Origin of the sequence: Flavobacterium xueshanense, assembly GCF_900112975.1 — a bacterium.
Classification (GTDB): Bacteria; Bacteroidota; Bacteroidia; order Flavobacteriales; family Flavobacteriaceae; genus Flavobacterium; species Flavobacterium xueshanense.
In genome coordinates this window covers 61,679-85,861 of the sequence record NZ_FONQ01000005.1, presented here as the reverse complement: position 1 = coordinate 85,861, position 24,183 = coordinate 61,679, and the positions used below count along the sequence as shown (strand labels likewise).

General features: G+C 34.6%; 21 protein-coding genes and 1 riboswitch. Of the genes, 9 read left to right on the top strand and 12 right to left on the bottom strand.

Going from position 1 to position 24,183, the window contains the following annotated elements:
• Nucleotides 1-26: 26 nt before the first annotated feature.
• The 4 genes from porT to BMZ76_RS06855 form a co-directional block, all read right to left on the bottom strand.
• A complete protein-coding gene (gene porT / locus BMZ76_RS06875) occupies nucleotides 27-743 on the bottom strand; it encodes a type IX secretion/gliding motility protein PorT/SprT (protein ID WP_091204262.1) in 717 nt (238 codons plus the stop codon).
• Nucleotide 744: 1 nt separating this feature from the next.
• Nucleotides 745-1,476, bottom strand: a complete 732-nt coding sequence (gene ubiE, locus BMZ76_RS06870) for a bifunctional demethylmenaquinone methyltransferase/2-methoxy-6-polyprenyl-1,4-benzoquinol methylase UbiE (RefSeq protein ID WP_091204261.1) — start codon at nucleotides 1,474-1,476, stop codon at nucleotides 745-747.
• Between the two features lie 593 nt (nucleotides 1,477-2,069).
• On the bottom strand, nucleotides 2,070-2,552 hold the full coding sequence (locus BMZ76_RS06860) for a dihydrofolate reductase (RefSeq protein WP_091204260.1): 483 nt from the start codon (nucleotides 2,550-2,552) through the stop codon (nucleotides 2,070-2,072).
• A gap of 10 nt (nucleotides 2,553-2,562) precedes the next feature.
• A complete protein-coding gene (locus BMZ76_RS06855; protein WP_091204259.1) occupies nucleotides 2,563-2,898 on the bottom strand; it encodes a 2TM domain-containing protein in 336 nt (111 codons plus the stop codon).
• Between the two features lie 350 nt (nucleotides 2,899-3,248).
• Between BMZ76_RS06855 and BMZ76_RS16435 the strand changes: the two genes are divergently transcribed.
• On the top strand, nucleotides 3,249-3,431 hold the full coding sequence (locus BMZ76_RS16435) for an early set domain-containing protein (protein ID WP_396230393.1): 183 nt from the start codon (nucleotides 3,249-3,251) through the stop codon (nucleotides 3,429-3,431).
• A gap of 23 nt (nucleotides 3,432-3,454) precedes the next feature.
• Here the strand turns inward: BMZ76_RS16435 and BMZ76_RS06845 are convergent, their stop codons facing one another.
• From BMZ76_RS06845 to BMZ76_RS06825, 5 genes are all read right to left on the bottom strand, one after another.
• Nucleotides 3,455-4,279 (bottom strand): thymidylate synthase, encoded by an 825-nt coding sequence (locus BMZ76_RS06845; RefSeq protein WP_091204258.1) that lies wholly within the window; start codon nucleotides 4,277-4,279, stop codon nucleotides 3,455-3,457.
• A gap of 32 nt (nucleotides 4,280-4,311) precedes the next feature.
• The gene (locus tag BMZ76_RS06840) at nucleotides 4,312-5,595 is read right to left on the bottom strand and encodes a metal-dependent hydrolase family protein (RefSeq protein WP_091204257.1); all 1,284 of its coding nucleotides are present in this window, start codon (nucleotides 5,593-5,595) and stop codon (nucleotides 4,312-4,314) included.
• A 125-nt stretch (nucleotides 5,596-5,720) separates the two neighbouring features.
• Entirely contained in the window at nucleotides 5,721-6,344 is a 624-nt protein-coding gene (locus BMZ76_RS06835; protein ID WP_091204256.1) for a bifunctional nuclease family protein, read from the bottom strand.
• A gap of 150 nt (nucleotides 6,345-6,494) precedes the next feature.
• Nucleotides 6,495-7,463 (bottom strand): electron transfer flavoprotein subunit alpha/FixB family protein, encoded by a 969-nt coding sequence (locus tag BMZ76_RS06830; protein ID WP_091204255.1) that lies wholly within the window; start codon nucleotides 7,461-7,463, stop codon nucleotides 6,495-6,497.
• Between the two features lie 72 nt (nucleotides 7,464-7,535).
• Nucleotides 7,536-8,282, bottom strand: coding sequence for an electron transfer flavoprotein subunit beta/FixA family protein (locus tag BMZ76_RS06825; RefSeq protein WP_091204254.1), 747 nt, complete (start codon nucleotides 8,280-8,282; stop codon nucleotides 7,536-7,538).
• Nucleotides 8,283-8,593: 311 nt separating this feature from the next.
• Here BMZ76_RS06825 and BMZ76_RS06820 point away from each other — a divergent pair, with 311 nt between their 5' ends.
• From BMZ76_RS06820 to BMZ76_RS06800, 5 genes are all read left to right on the top strand, one after another.
• On the top strand, nucleotides 8,594-9,574 hold the full coding sequence (locus tag BMZ76_RS06820) for a pyruvate dehydrogenase complex E1 component subunit beta (protein WP_091204253.1): 981 nt from the start codon (nucleotides 8,594-8,596) through the stop codon (nucleotides 9,572-9,574).
• A gap of 115 nt (nucleotides 9,575-9,689) precedes the next feature.
• On the top strand, nucleotides 9,690-12,176 hold the full coding sequence (locus BMZ76_RS06815; RefSeq protein WP_091204252.1) for a DUF5686 and carboxypeptidase-like regulatory domain-containing protein: 2,487 nt from the start codon (nucleotides 9,690-9,692) through the stop codon (nucleotides 12,174-12,176).
• A gap of 98 nt (nucleotides 12,177-12,274) precedes the next feature.
• The gene (locus tag BMZ76_RS06810; RefSeq protein ID WP_091204251.1) at nucleotides 12,275-12,877 is read left to right on the top strand and encodes a DNA-3-methyladenine glycosylase family protein; all 603 of its coding nucleotides are present in this window, start codon (nucleotides 12,275-12,277) and stop codon (nucleotides 12,875-12,877) included.
• 106 nt (nucleotides 12,878-12,983) lie between these two features.
• Nucleotides 12,984-13,514: an inorganic diphosphatase gene (locus BMZ76_RS06805; RefSeq protein WP_091204250.1), complete on the top strand. Its 531-nt coding sequence runs from the start codon at nucleotides 12,984-12,986 to the stop codon at nucleotides 13,512-13,514.
• A gap of 111 nt (nucleotides 13,515-13,625) precedes the next feature.
• On the top strand, nucleotides 13,626-16,085 hold the full coding sequence (locus BMZ76_RS06800; protein WP_091204249.1) for a sodium-translocating pyrophosphatase: 2,460 nt from the start codon (nucleotides 13,626-13,628) through the stop codon (nucleotides 16,083-16,085).
• Between the two features lie 106 nt (nucleotides 16,086-16,191).
• Here BMZ76_RS06800 and BMZ76_RS06795 read toward each other — a convergent pair whose 3' ends face one another.
• Nucleotides 16,192-16,806 carry a deoxynucleoside kinase gene (locus tag BMZ76_RS06795; protein ID WP_091204248.1) on the bottom strand — a complete coding sequence of 205 codons (615 nt, stop codon included), beginning with the start codon at nucleotides 16,804-16,806 and terminating at the stop codon, nucleotides 16,192-16,194.
• Nucleotides 16,806-17,597, bottom strand: a complete 792-nt coding sequence (locus BMZ76_RS06790; protein WP_091204247.1) for a hypothetical protein — start codon at nucleotides 17,595-17,597, stop codon at nucleotides 16,806-16,808. Before BMZ76_RS06790 ends, BMZ76_RS06795 begins: the two co-directional genes overlap by 1 nt.
• A 114-nt stretch (nucleotides 17,598-17,711) precedes the next feature.
• Between BMZ76_RS06790 and BMZ76_RS06785 the strand changes: the two genes are divergently transcribed.
• Nucleotides 17,712-18,602, top strand: coding sequence for a GLPGLI family protein (locus BMZ76_RS06785; protein WP_091204246.1), 891 nt, complete (start codon nucleotides 17,712-17,714; stop codon nucleotides 18,600-18,602).
• Between the two features lie 60 nt (nucleotides 18,603-18,662).
• Nucleotides 18,663-21,365: a carboxypeptidase-like regulatory domain-containing protein gene (locus BMZ76_RS06780; RefSeq protein ID WP_091204245.1), complete on the top strand. Its 2,703-nt coding sequence runs from the start codon at nucleotides 18,663-18,665 to the stop codon at nucleotides 21,363-21,365.
• A 200-nt stretch (nucleotides 21,366-21,565) separates the two neighbouring features.
• On the opposite strand, the gene metK is transcribed toward BMZ76_RS06780, so the two are convergent.
• The gene (metK, locus tag BMZ76_RS06775) at nucleotides 21,566-22,816 is read right to left on the bottom strand and encodes a methionine adenosyltransferase (RefSeq protein ID WP_091204244.1); all 1,251 of its coding nucleotides are present in this window, start codon (nucleotides 22,814-22,816) and stop codon (nucleotides 21,566-21,568) included.
• Nucleotides 22,817-23,565: 749 nt separating this feature from the next.
• On the opposite strand from metK, the gene BMZ76_RS06770 reads away from it, so the two are divergent.
• Complete coding sequence (locus BMZ76_RS06770; RefSeq protein WP_091204243.1) at nucleotides 23,566-23,775, top strand: hypothetical protein; 210 nt, start codon at nucleotides 23,566-23,568, stop codon at nucleotides 23,773-23,775.
• 232 nt (nucleotides 23,776-24,007) lie between these two features.
• A riboswitch (SAM riboswitch) is annotated at nucleotides 24,008-24,115 on the top strand.
• The last annotated feature ends 68 nt before the right edge of the window (nucleotides 24,116-24,183 follow it).

Below are 24,183 nucleotides of genomic sequence, written 5' to 3'. Positions count from 1 at the left end.
TGCGACTGAAAACTGAAAACTATTCTTTAATGGAAAGAAAAGTTGATAAATACAGCTCTAGTTTTCAGAGATTCAATATTTCCTGTCCAAGGACTGTTTGGGTCGTTGTCTCTAATTAATTCATCGTTAATTCCAAAAACACCTCTTATTGATGGCGAAAATATAAAATATTCTGAAAAAAGATCAATCCCAAAACCCAATTCGTAATTAGTAGTCCACGATTTTACACGGAAACGTTGCTGTAAATTATCATCTATCAATTTTGAATTACTGGATAAGTTTAAAGTAGCCGACAATCCTCCCAAAGCATAAGGGCGAATATTGCCGGTTCTTAGCGAAGATACCTTTAGTAATAGCGGGAAATGAATGTAAGTACTGTTTACTTCTCTTAACGCATCGCCGCTGTTAGTGAAATTGGGATAATATAAATCTCTTTTTGTATAATAAAGTCCGGGTTCAAAACGTAAGTTGATGTATTCTCGAAGTTTTAAATCACCAATAATTCCCACATTAAAACCTGTAGTTTTATTTACGAGAATGTCTGGTGTTTCCGTTTTATACCCTATTTTATAATCTATTTTAAAATCGTAGGAATTAAAACCTAAGTAAAAGCCATAATAGACTCTTTTTTTTTGAAAATTTTCTAAATTAATAATAGGGTCTCTGCTAAATATGTTTTTAGATCTTTGAGCATATCCGTTTAGAATAAAAGCAAAAAACAGAAAGACAATTATTTTTTTCATATTATTTTTTAGAAGCTGAATAAATGGTAGCTACTCCAAAAGTTTGCGGTAAAGCTACGACATCTATAAACCCAGTTTTTCTCAAAATATTGTTTAACGCTTCGCCATACGGAAATGCGGCAGCTGATTCCGATAAATAACCATAAGCAACATTATCCTTAGAGAATATTTTTCCTATCAAAGGCAATATGTTTTTGCTGTAAAAATTATATCCTTGTTTGTACGGTGTTTTATCAGGAACGGAAGTTTCTAAAATCACGAAAACGCCATTTGGCTTCAGAACTCTTAATATTTCCGCCAATCCTTTTTCTAATGTTTCAAAATTACGGACGCCAAAAGCAACGGTAATTGCATCAAAATAATTGTCTTCAAAAGGCATGTTTTCAGAGTCTCCTAAAATCATTTCAATTGTAGAAGAAAGATTTTTATCGGCAATTTTTTTTTCTCCAACTTTTAGCATTCCAGCAGAAATATCTAAACCAATAATTTTTTCAGCGTTAGTTTGCGCCATCAAGATGGCTAAATCTCCTGTTCCTGTTGCAATATCCAAAATTATTTTCGGATTGGATTTGGCAACCATTTGCAATACTTTTTTTCGCCATTTTATATCTATACCGAAAGAAATGACGCGATTCAGATTGTCATAATTTCCAGAAATGGTGTCAAACATTTGCGCAACCTGTTCTTTTTTGCCTAAGGCAGAATCTTTATAGGGGGTTATCTTTTCTGACATTTTTTTAATTTTTACAAATATAAGACAAACTTGATGAACTTAAAATGAGTTTCAGAAATTTGAATTAAGTTTTATTTTAACTCAAATGTCTTTTACTAAATGGACTTAAAAACAAGAAAATAAAAAAAATCATTTTTTTTGAAATATCACTAAAAGTGGGTATTGCATCTCTAATTTTTATTGTACAAATTTGTTCTTTAAGAAATAACCATATTAAATGATTAAAAGAGAGTCAGTGAACCAAATCAAATGGATGTTTTTTGCGTTAGTTATCTCATTTGTTCTTGTTAGCTGTTTTGAAAGTGCTGTTTCACAAAGCAGTACCTTAGTTAAAACGCAACATACGTTCTTAGGATTAAATTTGTTTTTGGAAATTTTAATTTTTTTCGTCTTTAGTACCTTCGTGGTATTTGGTATTAAAGGCTTTTTTGAGATGTATTCTCAAAAAACTTCAAATATTATAATCTCCGTATCTGGAGTATTATTAGTGTTTGTAATTTTTATTTTATGTTATCAAATACTCTTTCAAGAGTAGTTCATTTCTCTTAATCAATGGTTAAAAAAAAACATCCTGAAAAGGATGTTTTTTTGTTTTATCTTCTAACTAACGTTTGGAAAGTATATTGATAATTATGTTTCTCATCTTTTTCATTAAATTCGGATATTACCAGCTCCCATTCTTTTGGATCTATTTCAGGAAAATAGGCATCCGCTTCAAAGTCACCGTGAACGCGCGTGATATCTAATTTATCAGCATAGGGGAGTCCTAAATTATAAATTTCTCCACCGCCTATTATATAGGAATCCTCATCTTTTGGGCAAATTTCAAGTGCTTTTTCAATGCTGTCCACAACGAGGCAACCTTCTGCCTGATATTCTTTTTGTCTGGTAATTATAATATGGGTTCTGTTCGGTAGTGGCTTTGGAAAACTTTCAAATGTTTTCCTGCCCATTATGATATGATGCCCAGAAGTCAGTGCTTTGAATCTTTTGAAGTCATTGGGTAAATGCCAGATTAATTCATTATTTTTTCCCAGCGCATTATTCTCGGCAACAGCCGCAATCATTATTATCATAGTTATTTAGCTATTGTTTAAGTTCGTCGTTAGATACCTGTGTTTGCAATTGGTCTAATTTCTTTTTTTGCAAAGCCACAAGACGATCTATTTGCTCTCTTTCCCAATCTTTATTCATAAAACGATCGGTGATAAAAATTTTTATAAAATGCAATATAAAGAGGAACAGCCAAATGATAATAATCCAAAGGTACCAATTGGACACTACAGTGCTATCAAGAAAATTATGTGCCATAAATAGCAGTAAACTCCCTAAAACGAAAAGAACAAAATGAAAATATAACCCCTTCTTTTGCTTTATTCTTCTTCTCGCATACTCATATTGTTCGTGCAATTCTTTTTCCATCGATCCGGTTTTAGTTTATAAAGATAAAATTTATTTTGGAAAGTCAATATTGTGGTTCAGGATTATTTCCTGAGAAAACGTTTTCTTTTTTTTGAATAGTAAATTTAGCTTTGTTTAAATTGTTAAATTATTTATAAATTAACATAGTTTGTGGTTTTTTATTAAATCTTTTTAAGCCTTATTAAAAGTCCGAAATGTTTAACTTGCTTAATTACATGAGTTTATAAATAAGCAAGTTATGGAAATTAAACAGCGATTTGTAAAACAAAACCAGTTTGAAAGTTACTTTTTCTGTAGCTGCAAAAAAGGCAAGTTAAGCTTCTGTTGTTGGCGATTTCAACAATGGGAATTTGGCTGAAGGTGCTTTAAGTAAATTGAAAAATGGTACTTTCAAAGGTATGTTCGTTGTAAATAAAGATGCGGCTTACGAATTTAAATACGTGATCGATGGTGCATTTGTCAACGAACCAGAAGCAGATTCTTTCGAATGGAACGAGTTTGTAAGAAATGAAAACGGTGTTTTAGCGGGCTGACCAAAAATCCGTTTTTTATTACGTTAGACCGCAACACTTCCTTTTATCAGTGGATGCGGTTCGTATCCTTCAAGGGTAAAATCGTCATAATCGAATGCGAAGATGTCTTTTATATTGGGATTCAAAATCATTTTAGGCAATGGTTTTGGTTCACGAGACAATTGCAATTCAAGTTGTTCAAAATGATTATTATAAATGTGTGCGTCACCAAAAGTGTGAATAAATTCTCCTGGCTGTAAGTCGCAAACTTGAGCTATCATCATCGTGAGTAATGCGTAAGAAGCAATGTTAAAAGGAACGCCTAAGAAAATATCTGCACTTCGCTGGTACAATTGACACGATAACTTGCCATCAGAAACATAAAACTGAAAGAAAGCATGACAAGGAGGTAAAGCCGCTTTATTGTTGGCTACATTTTCGTCAAATGATTTAGTGGTGTCTGGTAAAACCGAAGGATTCCATGCTGAAACCAACATTCTGCGACTGTTAGGATTGGTTTTTAGTTCTTTTATCAATTCCGAGATTTGATCAATTTCTTCACTATTCCAGTTGCGCCATTGATGCCCGTAAACAGGTCCTAAATCGCCATTGGCGTCAGCCCATGCATCCCAAATTTTAACGCCGTTTTCTTGGAGGTATTTGATATTGGTATCGCCTTTTAAAAACCAAAGCAATTCATAAATAATAGATTTTAAATGCAGTTTTTTGGTGGTAACCATTGGGAAACCTTGATTCAAGTCGAAACGCATTTGGTATCCAAAGACACTTTTTGTTCCTGTTCCTGTTCGGTCTCCTTTTTGACAACCGTTTTCCATCACGTGTCGCACTAAATCTAAATATTGCTTCATTGTATCTTTATGCTATTTTGCGGTAAGCGGGTTTAGTTTTTGTATATTTTTCCGTCTTTCATTACAAATACGACTTTTTCCAGCGTCTTAATAGTATTCAAAGGACTTTCATCAACTGCAATAATGTCTGCAAAAAAGTTTTCTTTAATTTGACCTACTTCATTCCCAATGCCTAATAACATGGCATTCGTTGTTGTTGCAGATTGAATAGCGGCTAATGTAGGCATTCCGGCTTCGACCATATAACCGAATTCTTTTGCATTTGTACCGTGGGCAAATACACCCGCATCAGTTCCAAAAGCAATTTTGACTCCTTTTTTGTATGCTTTTGCAAAAGTAGCTTTCAGTTGTGGACCAACTTCTCTGGCCTTTGGAACTACGATGTCAGGATAAAAACCATTAATTTCTGCATTTTTTTCTACTTCTTTTCCAGCCGTTAAGGTAGGAACTAAATAAGCATCATATTTTTTCATTAATTCCATTGTCTCTTCACTCATAAAGGTGCCGTGCTCAATGGTTTTTATACCGCCCAATATAGCTCGTTGCATACCTTCATCACCGTGGGCATGAGCGGCAGTAAGCATATTGTAATCTTTGGCAGTTGTTGTGATAGCTTTAATTTCGTCTAAAGAAAATTGAGGGTTTTTACCGCTTTTGGCAACACTTAAAACACCGCCAGTAGCTGTTATTTTAATAACATCAGCACCTTCTTTATAACGTTCTCTTACTGCTTTTACTGCTTCTTCAGGAGAGTTGATTACGCCTTCATGTGGACCTGGATCGCCTACAAGTTTTCGATTGCTTCCGTTTGTTGGATCAGCATGACCACCTGTTGTGGCAATCGATTTTCCTGCGGTATATATTCTTGGACCTTTTACAATTCCTTTATTAATAGCATTTCTTATGGAGATGTTAACACCTGTTCCTCCTAAATCACGCACGGTGGTAAATCCGGCTAGAAGGGTGATTTCTGCACAACGTACCGCTTGAAATGCAATGTCAGCCTCATTGTCTAAATATTTCGACATGTAACTTTTAGTGTCATGTTCTCCTTCAATATGTACGTGTAAATCGATAAGACCTGGTAATACATACTTGTTTTTTAGGTCAATTTCAATGTCTTCGGGTTTGGATTTAGATACAAATCCATCTTGTATTTTTGTGATTTTGTTTTTAGAAACAACTATGGTTTGGTTGGATAGCTCTTTGCCAGATTGAGTGTTTAGAATTTTTCCGCAGTGTAAATAATAATCTTGAGAAAATACGACTGTAGAAATAAATAAGGTTACGGCAATAAGGACAAATTTTGTTTTCATAGATTAGTTTATAACAGATGTCAATAAAAATATATATAAAAGTGCAGCATTAATTGCAACTGCATTTTTTAAGTGGTTAAGCGCTTATATATCAAATAATGCAATTATTAAAATGAAAATTAAAGTTATCTTTTTGAAATTTCGTCTCTGATTTTTGCTGCTTTTTCATAATCTTCATGCGAAACTGCTTGATCTAACAGTTCATTCAATTCCTGTAAACTGTGCTTAGCATAGGTTTCTCCAGATTGATTGCTTTCTTCTTCACGTCCAAAAGTATCTGGATTAGAAAGCACATCGTCAATTTCCTGGGAGTCTTTATTAGGATCTAAAGGATTTGACTTTAAGTAAATTCCGGCTTTGTCCAAAATGTTTTTGTAAGTAAAAATTGGCGCGTTAAAACGTAATGCTAATGCAATTGCATCTGAAGTTCTGGCATCAATAATTTCTTCGATTTTATCTCTTTCGCAAATAATACTTGAATAGAAAACACCATCAACCAACTTGTGAATAATAACTTGTTTGACTACGATGTCAAAACGTTCTGCGAAATTTTTGAATAAATCATGGGTCAAAGGACGCGGTGGTTTTATTTCTTTTTCCAATGCGATAGCAATGGATTGGGCTTCAAAAGCACCAATTACGATGGGTAATTTTCTTTCGCCGTCAACCTCATTCAAGATCAAAGCGTAGGCTCCGTTTTGAGTTTGACTGTATGAAATTCCTTTTATGGATAATTTAACTAAGCTCATAATTGTTGTTATGGGAAAGTACAAGGTACTTTTTTAATAAAAAAAGGGTGCGATTTTAATGAAAAAAAGTACACAAAAAAGCTGCCCAAAAGCAAAGATACGAATATCTTATTTTTTGGCAGCTATAATTTTTAAAGAGAATTTTTAGAATTAAGAATTCTGAGCTTTAAAAGCTTTAAATTTCTCAATCAATTGAGGAACAATTTCAAAAGCATCGCCAACAACTCCGTAATCAGCCACTTTGAAAAATGGTGCTTCCGGGTCGCTGTTAATCACCACTTTAACTTTAGAAGAGTTGATTCCCGCAATGTGTTGAATCGCTCCCGAAATTCCAATTGCAATATATAGGTTTGTAGCTACCGGTTTTCCCGTTTGTCCTACGTGTTCTCCATGAGGTCTCCATCCTAAATCAGAAACCGGTTTAGAACATGCTGTTGCGGCACCAAGCACAGAAGCTAATTCTTCAATCATCGCCCAGTTTTCTGGACCTTTCAATCCACGACCAGCAGATACAACTATATCGGCATCAGCAATGGAAACTTTTCCGGAAACTTTTTCAACTGATTCTACTTTTACACCAAAATCATTGTCTCCAATAGTTGGGTTAAAGTCTTCTTCAGTCAATGTTGATGCATTTTCAAAAATACCATACGAGTTTTTAGCCAGTCCAAGAACTTTTACGTCTGTGGCAATTTCAGTAATGTTAAACGCTTTGTTTGAAAAAGCATTTCTTTTTACTTGAAAAGGTGAAGTTGAAACCGGTAACCCAACAACATTTGATGCATAACCAGCTTCTAATGCTACTGCAACAAGTGAGGAAAGGTAAATACTATCTGTAGTTGATGAAAGTAAAACTAACTTCACGTTTTCTTTTTGAGCAGCTTGTTTAATGACATCAGCGTACGCTTTAGCCGTAAATCCTGATAATTTATCGTTGTTTACTTTTAATACTTTGTCTACTCCATATTTTGATAATTCCGAAACATCTCCAGCATTTACTGTTACAGCCGTAACAGTAGTTCCTAATGTTTCAGCCACTTTTTTTGCGTAAGAAGCTAATTCGAATGCTACTTTTTTAAATTTTCCTTCTGCGTATTCCGCGTATATTAATATTGACATAATTTTTTGTTTAAAGTTTAAAGTTTAAAGTTTAAAGTTTTTCGACTGAAAACTGAGACTGAAAACTGATTACTAGATTACTTTCGCTTCGTTGTGTAATAGATTGATTAATTCATCTAAATTGTCAGCCGCAATTAATTTCACCGCTGATTTAGGAGCTGGTTTTTCAAATTTTACTGCTTTTGTATTTACAGTGGCTTCAACTGGTTCCAGAATTGTCAATGCTTTCGTTCTTGCAGTCATGATTCCTCGCATATTTGGAATACGCAAGTCTTTTTCTTCCACTAATCCTTTTTGACCACCAATAATTAATGGTAAATTTGTAGCAACGGTTTCTTTTCCACCATCAATTTCGCGAATTGCTTTTACGCTGGTTCCTTCAACAGTAAGACTTGTACAAGAATTAAGGAAGTTGTACCCTAAAATTCCTGCAATCATTCCAGGAACCATTCCACCATTATAGTCTAAAGATTCTTTTCCAGCAATGACTACATCGTACCCTCCGTTTTTAATTACTTCTGCAAGTTGTTTGGCTACAAAAAATCCGTCAGTAGGATTAGCGTTGACACGAATAGCTTCATTAGCGCCTATTGCTAATGCTTTTCTTAAAGTAGGTTCCGTTTCCGGTCCTCCAACATTCACAACGGTAACCGTTGCGCCTTGTTGTTCTTGAAACCAAATGGCACGTGTCAAACCAAATTCATCATTAGGATTGATTACATATTGTACTCCATTAGTGTCAAATTCAGAATCTCCGTTGACAAAGTTAATTTTTGAAGTAGTATCAGGAACGTGACTGATGCAAACTAATATTTTCATACTTATATATTTAATTATTCGTAATTTCTTTTACAAATTTAAAATATTAATTTGAATAATATACTATGCACGCATAATATTTTTACTTAACTATTACGTTTTCGTAGCCCGGATAGCAGCGGCATCCTTCCTGTGGCTCCTTTAGCCACAGGAAGATACAGCGGATAGCCGGAAATAGCTCCTGAAAATTATCACCATAAATCCTGAATTAATTTTGAATACTTTATGCTTTTAAGTGATATAAAATATTTATTTTTGCTGTTCGAAAATTATCCTTCGACTGCGCTCAGGAGGACAAAATATAAAAAAATATGAGAACGATACAATTTAGAGAGGCCATTTGCGAAGCGATGAGTGAAGAAATGCGTCACGATGAGTCCATATACTTAATGGGTGAAGAAGTTGCAGAATATAATGGTGCCTACAAAGCATCGAAAGGAATGCTTGCTGAATTTGGCGAAAAAAGAGTTATTGATACTCCTATCGCTGAGCTTGGTTTTACTGGGATTGCAGTAGGATCAGCAATGAACGGATGCAGACCGATTGTGGAATATATGACATTCAATTTTTGTTTAGTTGGTATTGACCAAATTATAAACAACGCTGCCAAAATGCGTCAGATGACCGGAGGACAATTCAATGTGCCAATCGTTTTTCGTGGTCCAACGGCTTCAGCAGGACAGTTAGGAGCGACGCACTCTCAAGCATTAGAAAACTGGTTTGCGAATACTCCGGGACTTAAAGTGGTGGTTCCATCAACAGTGTATGATGCTAAAGGATTGTTGAAAGCAGCTATCCGGGATAATGATCCTGTGATTTTTATGGAATCAGAACAAATGTATGGTGATAAAGGGGAAGTGCCGGATGGTGAATATACGATTCCACTTGGAGTTGCTGATATCAAACGAGAAGGTACGGATGTAACAATTGTTTCTTTTGGAAAAATTATCAAAGAGGCGCACATTGCTGCTGACGAATTAGCCAAAGAAGGCATTTCTTGTGAAATTATCGACTTGAGAACCGTACGTCCTATGGATTATGAGACGATTTTAACATCGGTTAAAAAAACAAATAGATTAGTAGTTCTTGAGGAAGCGTGGCCTTTTGCAAGTGTCGCTTCTGAAATTACCTATATTGTTCAGGAACGCGCTTTTGATTTCTTGGATGCACCTATTCAACGTATCACGACAGCGGATACTCCAGCGCCTTACTCTCCAGTTTTATTGAAAGAATGGTTGCCAAATGCAGGTGATGTTGTGAAAGCGGTTAAAAAAGTAATGTATAAAAAATAGATCAATTAGATCGTTATACTTTTTATATTAAAACTAAAAAGTATAATAATCTAAAAAGTTTAAGCCTAATAACTTCATCAATTATTTATTTGATGAAGTTTTTTTTTGAATGATTATGAAAAAGAATATTTTGTTTCTCTTGTTTTTTTTGTTTGTTACGGCTAACGCAGTTTTTGCACAAACAAAGGTAAGTGGTGTGGTGCTAGACAAATTGAATCAGCCGATTCCTTTTGCTAATGTGGTTTTTAAGAATTCGAGTGAAGGAATTGTTGCCAATGAAGACGGTAAGTTTTATTTGGAATCTGCTAAAGAATATTCGGTATTATTGATAACTTCAGTAGGGTTTTCCGAAAAAGAAATTACGTTAGAGAAATTAGTCAACTACAATTTAAAAATTCAGCTAAACGAAGCCGAGAGTTTAAATGAGGTAGTGGTTTTTGCCGGTAAAACCTCGAAAAAGAATAATCCTGCGCTGGATATTCTTCGAAAAATTTGGGAAAGAAAGCGTCAAAATGGCTTGTATTTGTTTGATCAATACCAAATGGAGAAGTATGAGAAAATAGAATTTGACATGAATTCTATTGATAGTGCTTTTATGAAAAGCAAACTTTTCAAAGGGATGGAGTTTATATTTAACCAAATGGATACTTCAAAAATTACCGGTAAAACGTATTTACCCATTTTTGTAAACGAATCGTTGAATGACGTTTACGGAGATAATAAACTGAAAAAATTAAAAGAGAAACTGAAAGCCAGTAAAACGTCCGGTTTTAATGGGAACCAACAAATTTTGACTTTTGTTAAAGATTTATATTCCAATTATGATATCTACAATAACTACTTAACTTTTTTTGACAAAAGTTTCACCAGTCCGTTATCTAAAACAGGGATTGATGTTTACAATTATGTATTGAAAGACAGTGCGTATATTGATAAAAAATGGTGTTATAATATTGTTTTTTATCCAAGACGTAAAAACGAATTGACTTTTAAAGGAGATTTTTGGGTCAATGATTCCACATTTGCCATCAAGAAAATTAATATGGCGGTGACCAAAAGCGCCAACATCAACTGGGTAAAAGACATCTATCTTGAGCAGGAATTTGAAGTAGTCAGCGATTCCGTTTTCTTATTAACGAAGGATTATTTGATGTCCGACTTTGCTTTAAACAAAAAAGAAAAATCAAAAGGCGTTTATGGAAAACGAACCACTTATTATAGAAATCATCAGTTCAATAACGAAAAACCGGTTGCTTTTTATAAAGATGAGGTCAATTACATGGACGCGGATGTTTTCAATAAATCAGATGAATATTGGAACGATAGCCGATTTGAGAACTTAACCAAGGACGAAATGGGGGTTTATAAAATGCTCGATACGTTGCAAACGGTCAAAAAATTCAAGCAAATTTATAGTACAGTACAGGTTTTGGCGAGCGGTTTTTTACAGTTTGGGAATTTTGATTATGGCCCTCTTTTTTCAACTTTCGGTTATAACGAAGTTGAAGGGGTTAGATTGCGAGCGGGTGGAAGAACGTATTTTGGAACAAATGATATGTGGCGTATTCAAGGTTACACGGCGTATGGTTTTAAAGATGATAAATTTAAATATGGGTTTTCCGGAAAATGGATGGTCGATAAGAAAAAAAGAATCATTTTGTCCGGTGGTAACAGGCGTGATATTGAACAAATTGGTGCGAGTCTGACGACAACATACGATATTTTGGGCCGAAGTTTTGCTTCGTCATCTGTGTTTTCATCAGGAAATAATGGAAAATTGACGAATATCAATTTGAGTAATATTGCGGTGGAAATAGAGCCCGTTAAAAATTTGATTTTCCAAACCGGAATTTCCTATCGTACCCTTGAATCTGCATCTCCAACTTTTAGTCTTGATTACTACACAGATATTGCCAATGCTGTCACAAAAAGTGATGTTAAACAATCAGAAATTAACTTTCAGGTTGAATATACTCCGAAGAGAAAAACAATTGGATTTGCTGTAGAAAGAGAAAATGTAGACAGTCCGTACAGTCGCTTTTTTGTAAATTACAGCCATGGTTTTAAAGGATTATTGAATAGCGATTTTAAATATGATAAATTACAATTATACTATAAACAACCTATCATTATAGGACCACTAGGAAGAACCAATTTTATTATGGAAGTGGGAAAAACCTTTGGAACAGTCCCTCTGGGATTGATGAGTGTGATTCCGGGAAATCAAACTTTTTTCATACTTGAAAACACCTTTAACAACCTTAATTTCTATGAATTTGTAGCCGATCAATATGCTACTTTGCAGTGGAATCATAATTTTAATGGCCGACTTTTTTCCAGAATTCCATTTATGCGAAAACTCAATTGGAGGGAAATTGTTTCGGTTAAAGGGGTCTATGGCAGTATATCGGATGAGAACAGAGCGATTAATGCTTCGGGTTTAGTTTACAATGCACCAGAAAAAGTGTATTGGGAATACAGCGCCGGAATTGGGAATATCTTCAAAGTATTTCGAATCGATTTCGCTTGGAGAGGCAATTATCTCAATACGCCGGATACGAATCGTTTTACTGTAAAAGGATCGTTTGGGTTTAATTTCTAGGAGCTATTCCAGCTGTGCACTATATCTTTTTATAAGGCGAAAAAAAGTCGCCTTATAAAAAGGATGCCGTTTCCATCTGGGCTAAAAAATATTAGATTATGCAAGAAGCCATCGACTACCTCATAGAAAAAGATAGCATTTTTAAAGCAATTATTAATCAATACGGAATGCCAACTATTCCCAAAAGGCCACAAGGTTTTGAGACTTTGGTGTTGTTGATTTTGGAACAACAAGTTTCAATCGATTCGGCGAAAGCCACTTTTTTGAAAATAAAAGCAAGCCAAAAAACGGTAACACCCGAAATTCTTCTTCACGTATCGGACGAGGAATTTAGGAATCTTGGCGTAAGCCGCCAAAAAACTTCGTATATAAAAGCTTTGGCTACAGCTATATTAAATAAAGATCTTAATTTAGAAAGTTTGCCAACTAAAACCGCTCAGCAAGTGCGGGAAGAACTCATCAAAATCAAAGGAATAGGAAACTGGACTATTGATATTTATTTGATGTTTTGTCTGCAAGTCCCGGATTTATTGCCGTTAGGAGACATCGCAGTAATAAATACCATCAAGGAATTGCTAGATATTCATGATAAAGGTACCATCGAAGCGCACGCGATAAAATGGAGTCCGTATCGTTCTTTTGCTACCTATATTTTGTGGCACCATTATTTAAACAAACGAAATAGGAAGGTGTCGTACTAAAGTACTCACTGTTAAAATTTAATCAACAGATAACATATATTTTTTATTGTAAAAAGGGATAGTTTCCTTACTTTTGCAATCATAATTATAGATAAGAAAAACTAAAATGACTGCAGACAAATTAACAACTTTCGATGTTTTAATCGAAATACCGAGAGGAAGTAGAAATAAATACGAATACGATTTCGAAATAAAGAGAATGCGTTTTGACAGAATGTTATTCTCGTCCATGATGTATCCGGCTGATTACGGATTTATTCCTGAAACATTAGCATTAGATGGAGATCCATTAGATGTTTTGGTTTTGGTAAACGAACCAACTTTTCCTGGATGCGTAATGGAGGTTAAGCCTATCGGTGTTTTCCACATGGCAGATGATAAAGGACCGGATGAAAAAGTAATCTGTGTACCGGTTTCAGATCCAATCTGGAATTCACTAAATGATTTATCCGATATGAATCCACACTTATTGAAAGAGATTGAACATTTTTTCCAAGTGTACAAAGATCTTGAAAATAAGAAAGTTGATGTAGGCGGATGGGGCGATGTAAATGAAGCGTATGCCATTATTAAAGAATGTACGGAACGTTTCAATGCAATTGAGAATAAACCAGACGGATTATTTAGCATAAAATAATTTCATACCTTAATTTTTATAAAAAGAGCAATATTCTGTAAAGAGTATTGCTTTTTTGTTTAAATTCGTTTTGTTACATTATTACAATTAACCAAAAACCAAACCAAAATTATGAATACAATAATGATTTATTTGCCAATAGCTATGGCATTTATTGGACTGGCATTTATGTTTACAAAACGAGCATGGGTTTTAAAACAAGATCCGGGTGACGGTAAGATGAAAGAAATTTCAGATTACATTTATGAAGGAGCCTTGGCTTTCCTTAAAGCCGAATATAGGTTATTGACTTTCTTTGTCATTGGAGCAAGTGTCGTATTAGCCGGAATTTCATTTATCGTTCCTACGACTCATATATTAATAGTTGTTGCTTTTGTTTTTGGTGCTTTTTTCTCGGCTTTAGCAGGGAATATGGGAATGAAAATTGCAACAAAAACCAATGTTAGAACCACGCAAGCCGCACGGAGTAGTTTGCCACAAGCATTGAAAGTTTCTTTTGGCGGCGGAACCGTAATGGGATTAGGCGTGGCGGGTTTAGCCGTTTTAGGTTTGACGACTTTCTTTATTTTCTTCTTTCACTTTTTTATGAACGGAGTTTGGACTTCTACGGAAGACATGACCATTGTATTGGAAACGTTAGCCGGATTTTCTCTTGGAGCAGAATCTATCGCTTTGTTTGCCAGAGTAGGTGGTGGAATTTATACCAAAGCGGCCGATGTTGGTGCTGATTTAGTGGGTAAAATAGAAGCTGGAATTCCAGAAGATGATCCTCGTAATCCAGCGACAATTGCAGATAACGTAGGAGATAATGTAGGGGATGTTGCCGGAATGGGTGCTGATTTATTTGGTTCTTATGTAGCAACCGTTTTAGCGGCCATGGTTTTAGGGAATTATGTGATCAAAGACATGGGCGGAAATATTCAAGATGCTTTTGGCGGAATAGGACCTATTTTATTACCGATGGCAATCGCTGGTTTTGGAATTTTATTTTCGATTATCGGAACAATGGTTGTGAAAATTTCAGATGAAAATGCAAAAGAAGCACAAGTTCAAAGCGCTTTAAACATGGGAAATTGGCTTTCAATAGGATTAACCCTAATTGCATGTTATTTTTTAGTTGATTATATGTTACCAGAAACGATGAAAATGGATTTCTTTGGTGAAGGGACTAAAGAAATTTCGTCTATGCGCGTTTTCTATGCTACAATTGTCGGTTTAGTGGTTGGAGCCGTTATCTCATCTGTTACAGAGTATTATACGGGATTGGGAACAAAACCCGTTATGGCAATTGTACAAAAATCGTCAACCGGCGCTGGGACAAATGTAATTGCAGGTTTGGCAACCGGAATGATTTCTACATTTCCAACCGTACTTTTATTTGCAGCAGCGATTTGGACCTCGTATGCTTTTGCTGGATTTTATGGGGTGGCTTTAGCTGCTTCAGCAATGATGGCGACAACGGCCATGCAATTAGCAATCGATGCTTTCGGACCCATATCAGATAACGCTGGTGGTATTGCAGAAATGAGCGAATTACCAAAAGAAGTGCGTACCAGAACAGATATATTGGATTCAGTAGGAAATACCACTGCTGCAACCGGAAAAGGATTCGCTATTGCTTCGGCGGCATTAACTTCCCTAGCGTTGTTCGCCGCGTATGTGACATTTACTGGAATTGACGGAATCAATATTTTTAAAGCGCCAGTTTTAGCGATGCTATTTGTAGGCGGAATGATTCCTGTAGTTTTCTCGGCTTTGGCCATGAATTCTGTTGGAAAAGCCGCGATGGACATGGTGTATGAAGTACGCCGCCAGTTCAGGGAGATTCCTGGAATTATGGAAGGAACCGGAAAACCGGAATATGCTAAATGTGTCGATATTTCTACTAAAGCCGCTTTGCGCGAAATGATGTTACCGGGCATTTTGACTATTGGTTTTCCAATTGCTATTGTACTTTTGGGTAAATTAGTTTATGGAAATAATAATCAGTTAATCGCCGAAATGCTGGGAGGTTATATGGCGGGTGTTACCGTTTCTGGTGTGCTTTGGGCAGTTTTTCAAAACAATGCAGGTGGTGCTTGGGACAATGCTAAGAAATCATTTGAAGCGGGAGTTTTAATCAATGGTGAAATGACCTATAAAGGTTCTGATGCGCATAAAGCTGCCATCACTGGTGACACTGTAGGTGATCCGTTCAAAGATACTTCTGGACCATCGATGAATATTTTAATTAAATTGACCTGTTTGATAGGTCTTGTAATTGCCCCGATTTTAGGAAATGGAAGTCATACTATTTCTGATACTGCTGCTTGTTGTACTACTTCTGAAATGTGTACATCATTGTCTAAAGAAGAGTGTCTTGCAAAAGGATGTGACAGTAAAACGTGTAGATTTATAAATCCTTCCGGAGGCGCGACTGAAATGGTTTCAAAAGAAGTTTCTATAGAAAAAACAAATGTTGACGGAAAAGTAACAGCGACCATTAAAACAACTGTAAACGGCAAAGAAGACATTCAAAATTTTGAAGGAACAGATGCCGAAGTTCAGGCAAAAATTGATTTTTTGAAGTAATTAAACGTTATATAAATAAAATGCCTCGCAATTGCGAGGCATTTTTTGTTTGTATTTTTATGCCGTTCCTGCTCCCTTTCCTTCGGAGAGGGCTGGGGAGAGGATTCTAAAACAACCCGTTCAATTCAGCATCAATACGGTTAAAAATAGTTCCTAAATCTTCGGGATTGTCAACAAAATTAATGTTGTCCACATCAATGATTAATAGTTTCCCTTTGTCATAAGTTTGAATCCAACCTTCGTAGCGTTCGTTCAAACGGCTCAAATAATCAATGGATATAGAGTTTTCGTATTCTCGTCCTCTTTTATGTATTTGTCCGACTAAATTAGGGATTGAACTTCTTAAATAGATCAATAAATCAGGTGCTTTAACCGTAGATTCCATTAATTCAAAAAGCGAAGAATAATTTTGAAAATCACGATTGGTCATCAAACCCATCGCGTACAGGTTAGGGGCAAAAATATGGGCATCTTCATAGATAGTTCTGTCCTGAATGATTTTTTTACCGCTTTCACGGATTTGCATTACCTGACGGAAACGGCTATTCAAGAAATAAATCTGTAAATTAAACGACCAACGTTCCATTTGATGGTAAAAATCATCTAAGTATGGATTGTCAACTACATCTTCATAATGCGGTTCCCACTTAAAATGTTTTGCTAGTAATCGTGTTAAAGTTGTTTTTCCGGAACCTATATTTCCTGCTATTGCTATGTGCATTATGGTATTATGATTTTATAATTTGTAATTCCTGTGGATGTAAAAATAGATATAATTTGGTCCTTGTAATAAAATTTTTTAAACGTTTTTTCCGAAATTTCAATTTCAGTTTTTTTACCTTTTTCCAAATCCTGCAGAAACAAACGGGAGTCTTTTAAATAAATGAACTGATTTTCATTTAAAATTTCAATTGATTCAAAATCAGGAATTTTTTCTTTAATTGTTATTCTTCCAAAAATATCGCAAGTGTACCAATTGTTTTTATTGTCAACCCAATGAAAGAAATTGAAATCTGAAGAATAATTCTTGATGCTTTCGGTAAAAGGAACTGAAATGGTCTTGTATTCCTTGTTTAAATAATCATAAAGTCCCAGTTGCTGATTCATGCTGTTGTAAATCCACAACTGATTCATTGATGCAATTCCAATTGCAGTTGCTACGATTGGAATTATGTTTTCTGAAAAATTTATTTTTTGGATTTCATTTAATTGATTATCCAATACAATAACGGTATTGAAATTTTCGTAGAATAAAACAATTTTCAATGGGTTTTGCAGGTCAACTTTTGAGATTTTGCCCAAAGAAATGTTTTTATATTCTAAAGTATCTCTCGTTTTAATTTTAGAAAAAACATTGTTTTTAATAGTGTAATAAAATCCAATGGAATCGTATCCTAAAAATTGATATCCATCAAAATGAATGGAATCAGTCTTAAGAGCAGTTAGTTTTTGGTTTTGACTTGATACGACAGAAAACGAAGCGATAATTAGCAATAGCATTACTTTCTTCATAAAAGCGAAATTACAATTAAACGGTATACAATTAGGATTGTCGTACGATTATTTTAACAGAATCCTTGTAACAAAAATAGTATTTAGAAGTCTTATTCCTTAAAAACCAATAGTATGTATAAAGTAATTTTCGCATTAGTTGTAACAGTCGCATCATTTATGGGACTTCATGCTCAGGAATTTCAAGGAATGGCAGTGTACGAATCGAAAACCAGCACTTCCGATTTTAAAACGCGAATGGAAGGCAATAAGGAGATGACTCCGGATATGCAAAAAAGGATCGAGGAAAGTATGAAAAAAATGTTTGAAAAAACATTCATTCTTAATTTTGATAAATCGGCATCGATTTACAAAGAAGAAGAAAAACTGGAAGCTCCCGGTCAAGGTGGTGGCGGAATGAGAATGATGATGTCTATGACTGGCGGCGGCGGAACGTATTATAAAAACGTAAAAGAGAAATCCTATACCGTTGATAAAGAATTCATGGGGAAAGAGTTTCTGGTAAAAGATTCGTTGCCTAATTTACAATGGAAAATGGAAGGTGAAACCCGGGTTATTGGTGGTTATAATTGTTTTAAAGCCACTGCTGTACGTGTCGCAAGCAAAACAGATTTTAGAAATTTCAGACCAAAAAAAGAAGATGCTGTAGCAACAAAACCAGAGGATGCAGCCAAGAAAACAAGTCTTTTGGATGCATTAGATATGCCAAAAGAAACTATAATTACAGCTTGGTATACGCCAGAAATTCCAGTGAGTCAAGGACCGGAAAACTACTGGGGGTTACCGGGTTTAATATTGGAAGTAAACGACGGTAAAACAGTTATTTTATGTTCAAAAGTGGTTTTGAATCCTAAAGTTAAAACCGAAATAAAAGCGTCAACAAAAGGAAAAGTAACAACTCAGAAAGAATTTGACGAAACCGTTTTGAAAAAAATGGAGGAGTTTAGAGAGATGAACCAAGGACGTGGAGGTAATGGCGGAATGCACATCAGAATTGGCGGGTAGTTATAAATCACTATTTGAGTTTTTAAAATTAATTACAAAGATTTCATTCCTTATTCCTAAATGAAAAAATTAATAGTACTGGCCTTATTTTTTATTACAACACTTTCTTTCGCACAATCCGTTAAATTAGAGGGTCTCATAACTGATTCCAAAACTGTGGGTCTAGAAATGGCCAATGTGATGGCGGTAAATAAAGCCACAAAAGCCATGGATTCCTACGCCATTACAAATGACAAGGGGAAATTTATTCTTAATTTAAAACCAAATACTTCGTACGTCTTAAAAGTAAGCTATTTGGGAATGCAGAATAAAGAACTGGAAATCACCACAACTTCAGAAAACCGCATTAAAAACATAACACTTGAGGAAGGCGGAATTGAATTGGATGGTGTCGAAATTGTTCGTGAAATGCCGGTTTCGATAAAAGGAGATACTATTGTCTATAACGCGGATTCTTTTAAGTCAGGAACGGAAAGGAAACTGGAAGACTTATTAAAAAAATTACCAGGAGTTGAGGTCAACGCCGATGGCGAAATTGAAGTCGAAGGGAAAAAAGTCTCTAAATTAATGGTGGAAGGAAAAGACTTTTTTGATGGTGACACAAAGCTAGGTGTCAAAAACATTCCAGCGGATGCCATTGATAAAATCCAAGTGTTACGCAATTACAGCGAAATTGGTGCGCTAAAAGGTGTGGAGAACAATCAAGATAATATTGCAATGAATATTAAACTTAAATCAGGAAAGAAAAATTTCTGGTTCGGGGATATGACCGCGGGAATTGGAGTGGCACACGAGGAAAGTCGCTATTTGATTAATCCAAAATTGTTTTATTACAGCCCAAAATACAGCATCAATCTAATCACAAATTTCAATAATATTGGAGAATTGCCGTTGACGGTTCAGGATTATTTTAAATTCACCGGCGGTTTTCGTGGGATGATGCAAAAAGGCGGTTCTAGTTTTAATGTATCTTCGAATGATTTAGGAATTTCACTGCTTAGGAATAATCGAGCCAAGGAAATTGAGACTAAATTTGGAGCCACAAATTTCGCCTATAATGTAAACAAAGCTTGGACTTTAAGCGGTTTTGGGATTTTTTCCTCTTCGTTAACGGATTTAGAAACAAAGTCACAAACAAATATTTTACAACCTAATTCTTCGGAGATTTTTTCTACGGAGAACCGTCAGGAAATTACAAACCAAAAAAGTAATTTAGGATTATTCAAATTGAGTTCAAGTTATAAACCAACTACGAAGTTTCAATTTGACTATGATATATTGGCTAAATTGTCCAAACAGGGCGAGAATAATTCTTTATTGAGAGAGTCTATTGTCAGCAATAATGCTACAACTGAAAACATTAATACGTTAAAAAATCAAGATCCAATTTCAGTAAATCAAAACTTGAGTTTGTATTACACGCAAAGCGACAAGAATATTTTTGCTTTCGAAATGCAACATCTGTATCAAGAAGAAGATCCTTTTTATAATGCTAATTTACAATCGCAACCATTCAGTTTGGCGGGATATGTGGCTGGGCAAAACAGAAATAACATCAACCAAAGTCGCTTTGTAAAAACCAATAAGATTGACGCTAAACTGAATTATTATTACATGGTCACTCCAAAAAGCAACATCAATGTGACGTTAGGAAATACGTATTCCTATCAAAATTTTAATTCCAGTATTTTTCAAATTTTAGATAATGAAACAGTCAATAATCTGACTAATAATGCCAATACAAATGATGTGAATTACAATTTCAATGACACGTTTTTGGGATTGCATTATAAGATTTTGAGCGGCAAATTTACTTTTACTCCAGGAGTTAGTCTGCACAGTTACAACATGACAAATGAGCAATTAGGAACCAGTAATAGTCAAAATTTCTTCAGAGCATTGCCAGATTTGTTGGCGATTTATCAACTAAAAAAATCGGAAACATTAACCTATAATTTTTCGTATACCAATAATTTCACTGATATAAATCAACTTGCCGAAGGATTTATTTTCTCAAATTATAACAGTTTGACAAAAGGAAGCCGACTTTTAGAAAACGCTACAGCCCAAGTTCATTCACTGCGTTACTTTAAATACAACATGTTTAATTTTGAGAATATTACTGCGGTAGCTTCATATTCGAAAAGAGTCGATGCGATAAAAACTAGTGCCGTATTCAATGGAGTGAATCAAACTTCATCGCCGTTCAACTCTGATTTTGCTGATGAAACACTTTTAGGAAATGGCTCGTACGGACGTTCTTTTTTGAAGAATTACAAAGCCTCTTTTGGAGCTTCTCTAAATTGGTCTAAGTTCAATAACATCCAGAATAATGTGTTATCAAAAAACGAGAGTTTTACTCAAAACTATACTTTTAAAGCTTCCACAAATTACAAGAATATGCCTAATTTAGAGTTGGGATACAATATTGTGACCAACGATTACAATAATACTACTTTTTACACAGAAAAGCCTTTTGCGAGACTGGATTATTTCTTCTTAAACAGCTTCTCTTTCGTAGCGGAATATGAGTTGTACCATTATTATAACAATGCGAAGACAGTCAATAATGAATATGATTTCTTGAGTGCCAGTTTAATTTATCAAAAGAAAGGGAGCAAATTAGAATACAAAGTAAGCGGAACAAATTTATTGAATACAACCTCACTAAATGATGATAGTTTTACCCAGTTTGCCACCAGAACTTCACAGTATACTGTTCAGCCACGCTATGTAATTTTTTCTTTAAAGTATAATTTGTAGGAGCTAATCCTGCTGTACATTTCAATCTTTGCTGAAAAAGATTATTTTTCTAAATAAATAAAGGAGCTTCCGTTGGTCGCTCTTTTTTTATAAGAAAAAATGAATCTTTTTTTAGCAAAGGATTTCCATTTCCATCAGGGCTAAAAAAAACCCGAAATTCAATTGGATTTCGGGTTTTAGATATAAATATTTTTAGATGATTACAATCCAAAAGCCGTTTTCACTTGGTCAACAAAATCTAATTTTTCCCAAGTAAACAATTCAACGGTAACTGTTTTTTCGTTTCCACCTGGAGCAGAGAAAGTTTTAGTAACTGTTTCTGGAGTACGCCCCATGTGCCCGTAAGCAGCAGTTTCGCTGTAGATAGGGTTTCTTAATTTCAAACGTTGCTCAATAAAGTAAGGTCGCATGTCAAAAATAGCTTCAACTTTTTTGGCAATTTCTCCATTAGTCAAATTCACTTTTGAAGTACCATACGTATCGATAAAAATACCCATTGGTTTTGCAACTCCAATGGCATAAGAAACCTGTACTAAAATCTCGTCAGCAACACCCGCTGCAACTAAGTTTTTAGCGATATGACGTGTAGCATAAGCTGCACTTCTATCTACTTTACTTGGATCTTTTCCAGAAAATGCACCACCACCGTGAGCCCCTTTTCCACCGTAAGTATCCACAATGATTTTTCTTCCTGTAAGTCCAGTATCTCCGTGTGGCCCTCCAATTACGAATTTCCCGGTTGGGTTGATATGGTATTGAATTGCATCGTTAAATAAATGCGCGTGTGCAGGATTTTTTGCAATGATCCTTGGAATCAATATTTCGATAATATCTTTTTTGATTTTTGCAAGCATTGTTGCTTCTTCATCAAAATCATCATGTTGTGTCGAGATTACAATAGCTTCAATACGAGTTGGCTTGTTGTCATCGCTGTATTCTAACGTTACTTGAGATTTAGCATCAGGACGTAAATACGTAATTTCGTTATTTTCACGTCTTAAAACAGCTAATTCCTGCAATAATTTATGAGATAAATCAAGTGCCAATGGCATGTAATTTTCGGTTTCATTAGTAGCGTAACCAAACATCATTCCTTGATCACCAGCGCCTTGCTCTTCTGGATTTGCTCTGTCAACACCTTGATTGATGTCAGCAGATTGTTCGTGAATAGCAGAAAGGATTCCACAAGAATTGGCTTCAAACATATATTCGCTTTTGGTGTAACCAATTTTCTTGATTACATCGCGAGCGATTTGTTGTACATCTAAATAGGTGTTTGATTTTACTTCACCAGCCAAAATTACCTGACCAGTTGTTACTAAAGTTTCGCAAGCTACTTTTGAGTCAGCATCAAATGCTAAGAAATTATCAATTAATGCGTCTGAAATTTGATCTGCAATTTTGTCTGGATGTCCTTCGCTTACAGATTCTGACGTAAATAAATAGGCCATAATAATTATTATTTTAAAATTAAGCGAGAAAAAATAATTGCTGAAAAGGACTAAAGGAGAGTTCCTGCTTTAGCATTTTTTCTACTGAAAAATTATCAGTATTCATAATGAATTTGTTTCATTATGAAGAGGTTGCAATCAGTTCAAATTTTTCCTCTTGTATTCGGGTGCAAATGTATGAAACCATTTTGAATTGCAAATTAATCTTAACTTTTTTTTGCTGATAAATCTTTTTTTGGTTTAATTAAAGTAAAAAATAACTTCTGGAGCATTACGGCTATTATTTTTTTTGAAACTTATTTGCATATTTAAAAAATAATTTGCAAATTTGATTCTCTAAAAAAGTAAAAATGAAATTTAATATTTACACTATGTTTAAAGTCGCGCAGGACAATTCCTTAGGGTCGCTTATTGCATAATTTTAAATTAAATTATATAGCAAAAGCTTCCCAAATAACGGGAAGCTTTTTTTTTGAATACAACCTAATAATTTTACAGAAATAGTAGCATACATGAATAACCAAAAATTCCAGCATACAAATAATTCAACAGTCAATAATGTGATAACTGCAAAGGCCATTATGCGTATTTGCGTCAGTTGATTCCAAAAGTATAAGTTAGTATTATAACTTAAAACCCTTTTGGATATGTATCTAAAAGGGTTTTTTTTTTTCTGAATTTTTTTAAATTTTAAAATAATAATTACAATGAAATCAAAAATGAGTTTAAAAATTTAACACCTAAAAATTATGAGCACAACTAAGTATTTTACAAAGACATTTCAAGTATTAAAAAGTATTGACTTTAGAAAAAAAAAGGAAAAAGAGAACAATTTTAAAAATGAACTGATTCATCCTAGATTCGAAATTTCAAAAAACGATGCTTTGGCACAAAAAACAGTGCCAAATTCATTACTTTTTCTAATGTATTCCCAAGAGAATGAAGCGCTTTTTATTTAAGAAATCCGAATTTATTTTCGGTTTTGAGATCTTCAAAAAGGTATTTAAAATTGTTGTTTTGGCGAAGTAAAAAATCTAATTAGCTTTATGATACTTCGTCAAAATAACAATTGTATGTTTATTGTTATCAGGTTTTTATTTAAATGAAACAAAAAATCGATTGCGTACAAAAATTTGGTTATTTCAAAAAATAGTGGTTAATTTGCTTCTTTAAGTTCACAAACGTATTGAAATGTTATAAAGAAAGGCAGAGGGATTAGACCCGATGAAGCCTTAGCAACCCTTCGATTTATCGAAGAAGGTGCTGCATTCTACCACGCCAAACGTGGAAAGATAACACTAAGAATTTGTCTAGATAACTCCTAGCTTTCTTTCTAATATTTCCAAACACAAGTCAAAAATCATAAA

What these genes read in the sequence shown, in the direction of transcription:
- porT (WP_091204262.1), bottom strand. Translation starts at nt 743, where the DNA reads ATGAAAAAAATAATTGTCTTTCTGTTTTTTGCTTTTATTCTAAACGGA.
- ubiE (WP_091204261.1), bottom strand. Translation starts at nt 1,476, where the DNA reads ATGTCAGAAAAGATAACCCCCTATAAAGATTCTGCCTTAGGCAAAAAA.
- BMZ76_RS06860 (WP_091204260.1), bottom strand. Translation starts at nt 2,552, where the DNA reads ATGATAATAATGATTGCGGCTGTTGCCGAGAATAATGCGCTGGGAAAA.
- BMZ76_RS06855 (WP_091204259.1), bottom strand. Translation starts at nt 2,898, where the DNA reads ATGGAAAAAGAATTGCACGAACAATATGAGTATGCGAGAAGAAGAATA.
- BMZ76_RS06845 (WP_091204258.1), bottom strand. Translation starts at nt 4,279, where the DNA reads ATGAAGCAATATTTAGATTTAGTGCGACACGTGATGGAAAACGGTTGT.
- BMZ76_RS06840 (WP_091204257.1), bottom strand. Translation starts at nt 5,595, where the DNA reads ATGAAAACAAAATTTGTCCTTATTGCCGTAACCTTATTTATTTCTACA.
- BMZ76_RS06835 (WP_091204256.1), bottom strand. Translation starts at nt 6,344, where the DNA reads ATGAGCTTAGTTAAATTATCCATAAAAGGAATTTCATACAGTCAAACT.
- BMZ76_RS06830 (WP_091204255.1), bottom strand. Translation starts at nt 7,463, where the DNA reads ATGTCAATATTAATATACGCGGAATACGCAGAAGGAAAATTTAAAAAA.
- BMZ76_RS06825 (WP_091204254.1), bottom strand. Translation starts at nt 8,282, where the DNA reads ATGAAAATATTAGTTTGCATCAGTCACGTTCCTGATACTACTTCAAAA.
- BMZ76_RS06820 (WP_091204253.1), top strand. Translation starts at nt 8,594, where the DNA reads ATGAGAACGATACAATTTAGAGAGGCCATTTGCGAAGCGATGAGTGAA.
- BMZ76_RS06815 (WP_091204252.1), top strand. Translation starts at nt 9,690, where the DNA reads ATGAAAAAGAATATTTTGTTTCTCTTGTTTTTTTTGTTTGTTACGGCT.
- BMZ76_RS06810 (WP_091204251.1), top strand. Translation starts at nt 12,275, where the DNA reads ATGCAAGAAGCCATCGACTACCTCATAGAAAAAGATAGCATTTTTAAA.
- BMZ76_RS06805 (WP_091204250.1), top strand. Translation starts at nt 12,984, where the DNA reads ATGACTGCAGACAAATTAACAACTTTCGATGTTTTAATCGAAATACCG.
- BMZ76_RS06800 (WP_091204249.1), top strand. Translation starts at nt 13,626, where the DNA reads ATGAATACAATAATGATTTATTTGCCAATAGCTATGGCATTTATTGGA.
- BMZ76_RS06795 (WP_091204248.1), bottom strand. Translation starts at nt 16,806, where the DNA reads ATGCACATAGCAATAGCAGGAAATATAGGTTCCGGAAAAACAACTTTA.
- BMZ76_RS06790 (WP_091204247.1), bottom strand. Translation starts at nt 17,597, where the DNA reads ATGAAGAAAGTAATGCTATTGCTAATTATCGCTTCGTTTTCTGTCGTA.
- BMZ76_RS06785 (WP_091204246.1), top strand. Translation starts at nt 17,712, where the DNA reads ATGTATAAAGTAATTTTCGCATTAGTTGTAACAGTCGCATCATTTATG.
- BMZ76_RS06780 (WP_091204245.1), top strand. Translation starts at nt 18,663, where the DNA reads ATGAAAAAATTAATAGTACTGGCCTTATTTTTTATTACAACACTTTCT.
- metK (WP_091204244.1), bottom strand. Translation starts at nt 22,816, where the DNA reads ATGGCCTATTTATTTACGTCAGAATCTGTAAGCGAAGGACATCCAGAC.
- BMZ76_RS06770 (WP_091204243.1), top strand. Translation starts at nt 23,566, where the DNA reads ATGAGCACAACTAAGTATTTTACAAAGACATTTCAAGTATTAAAAAGT.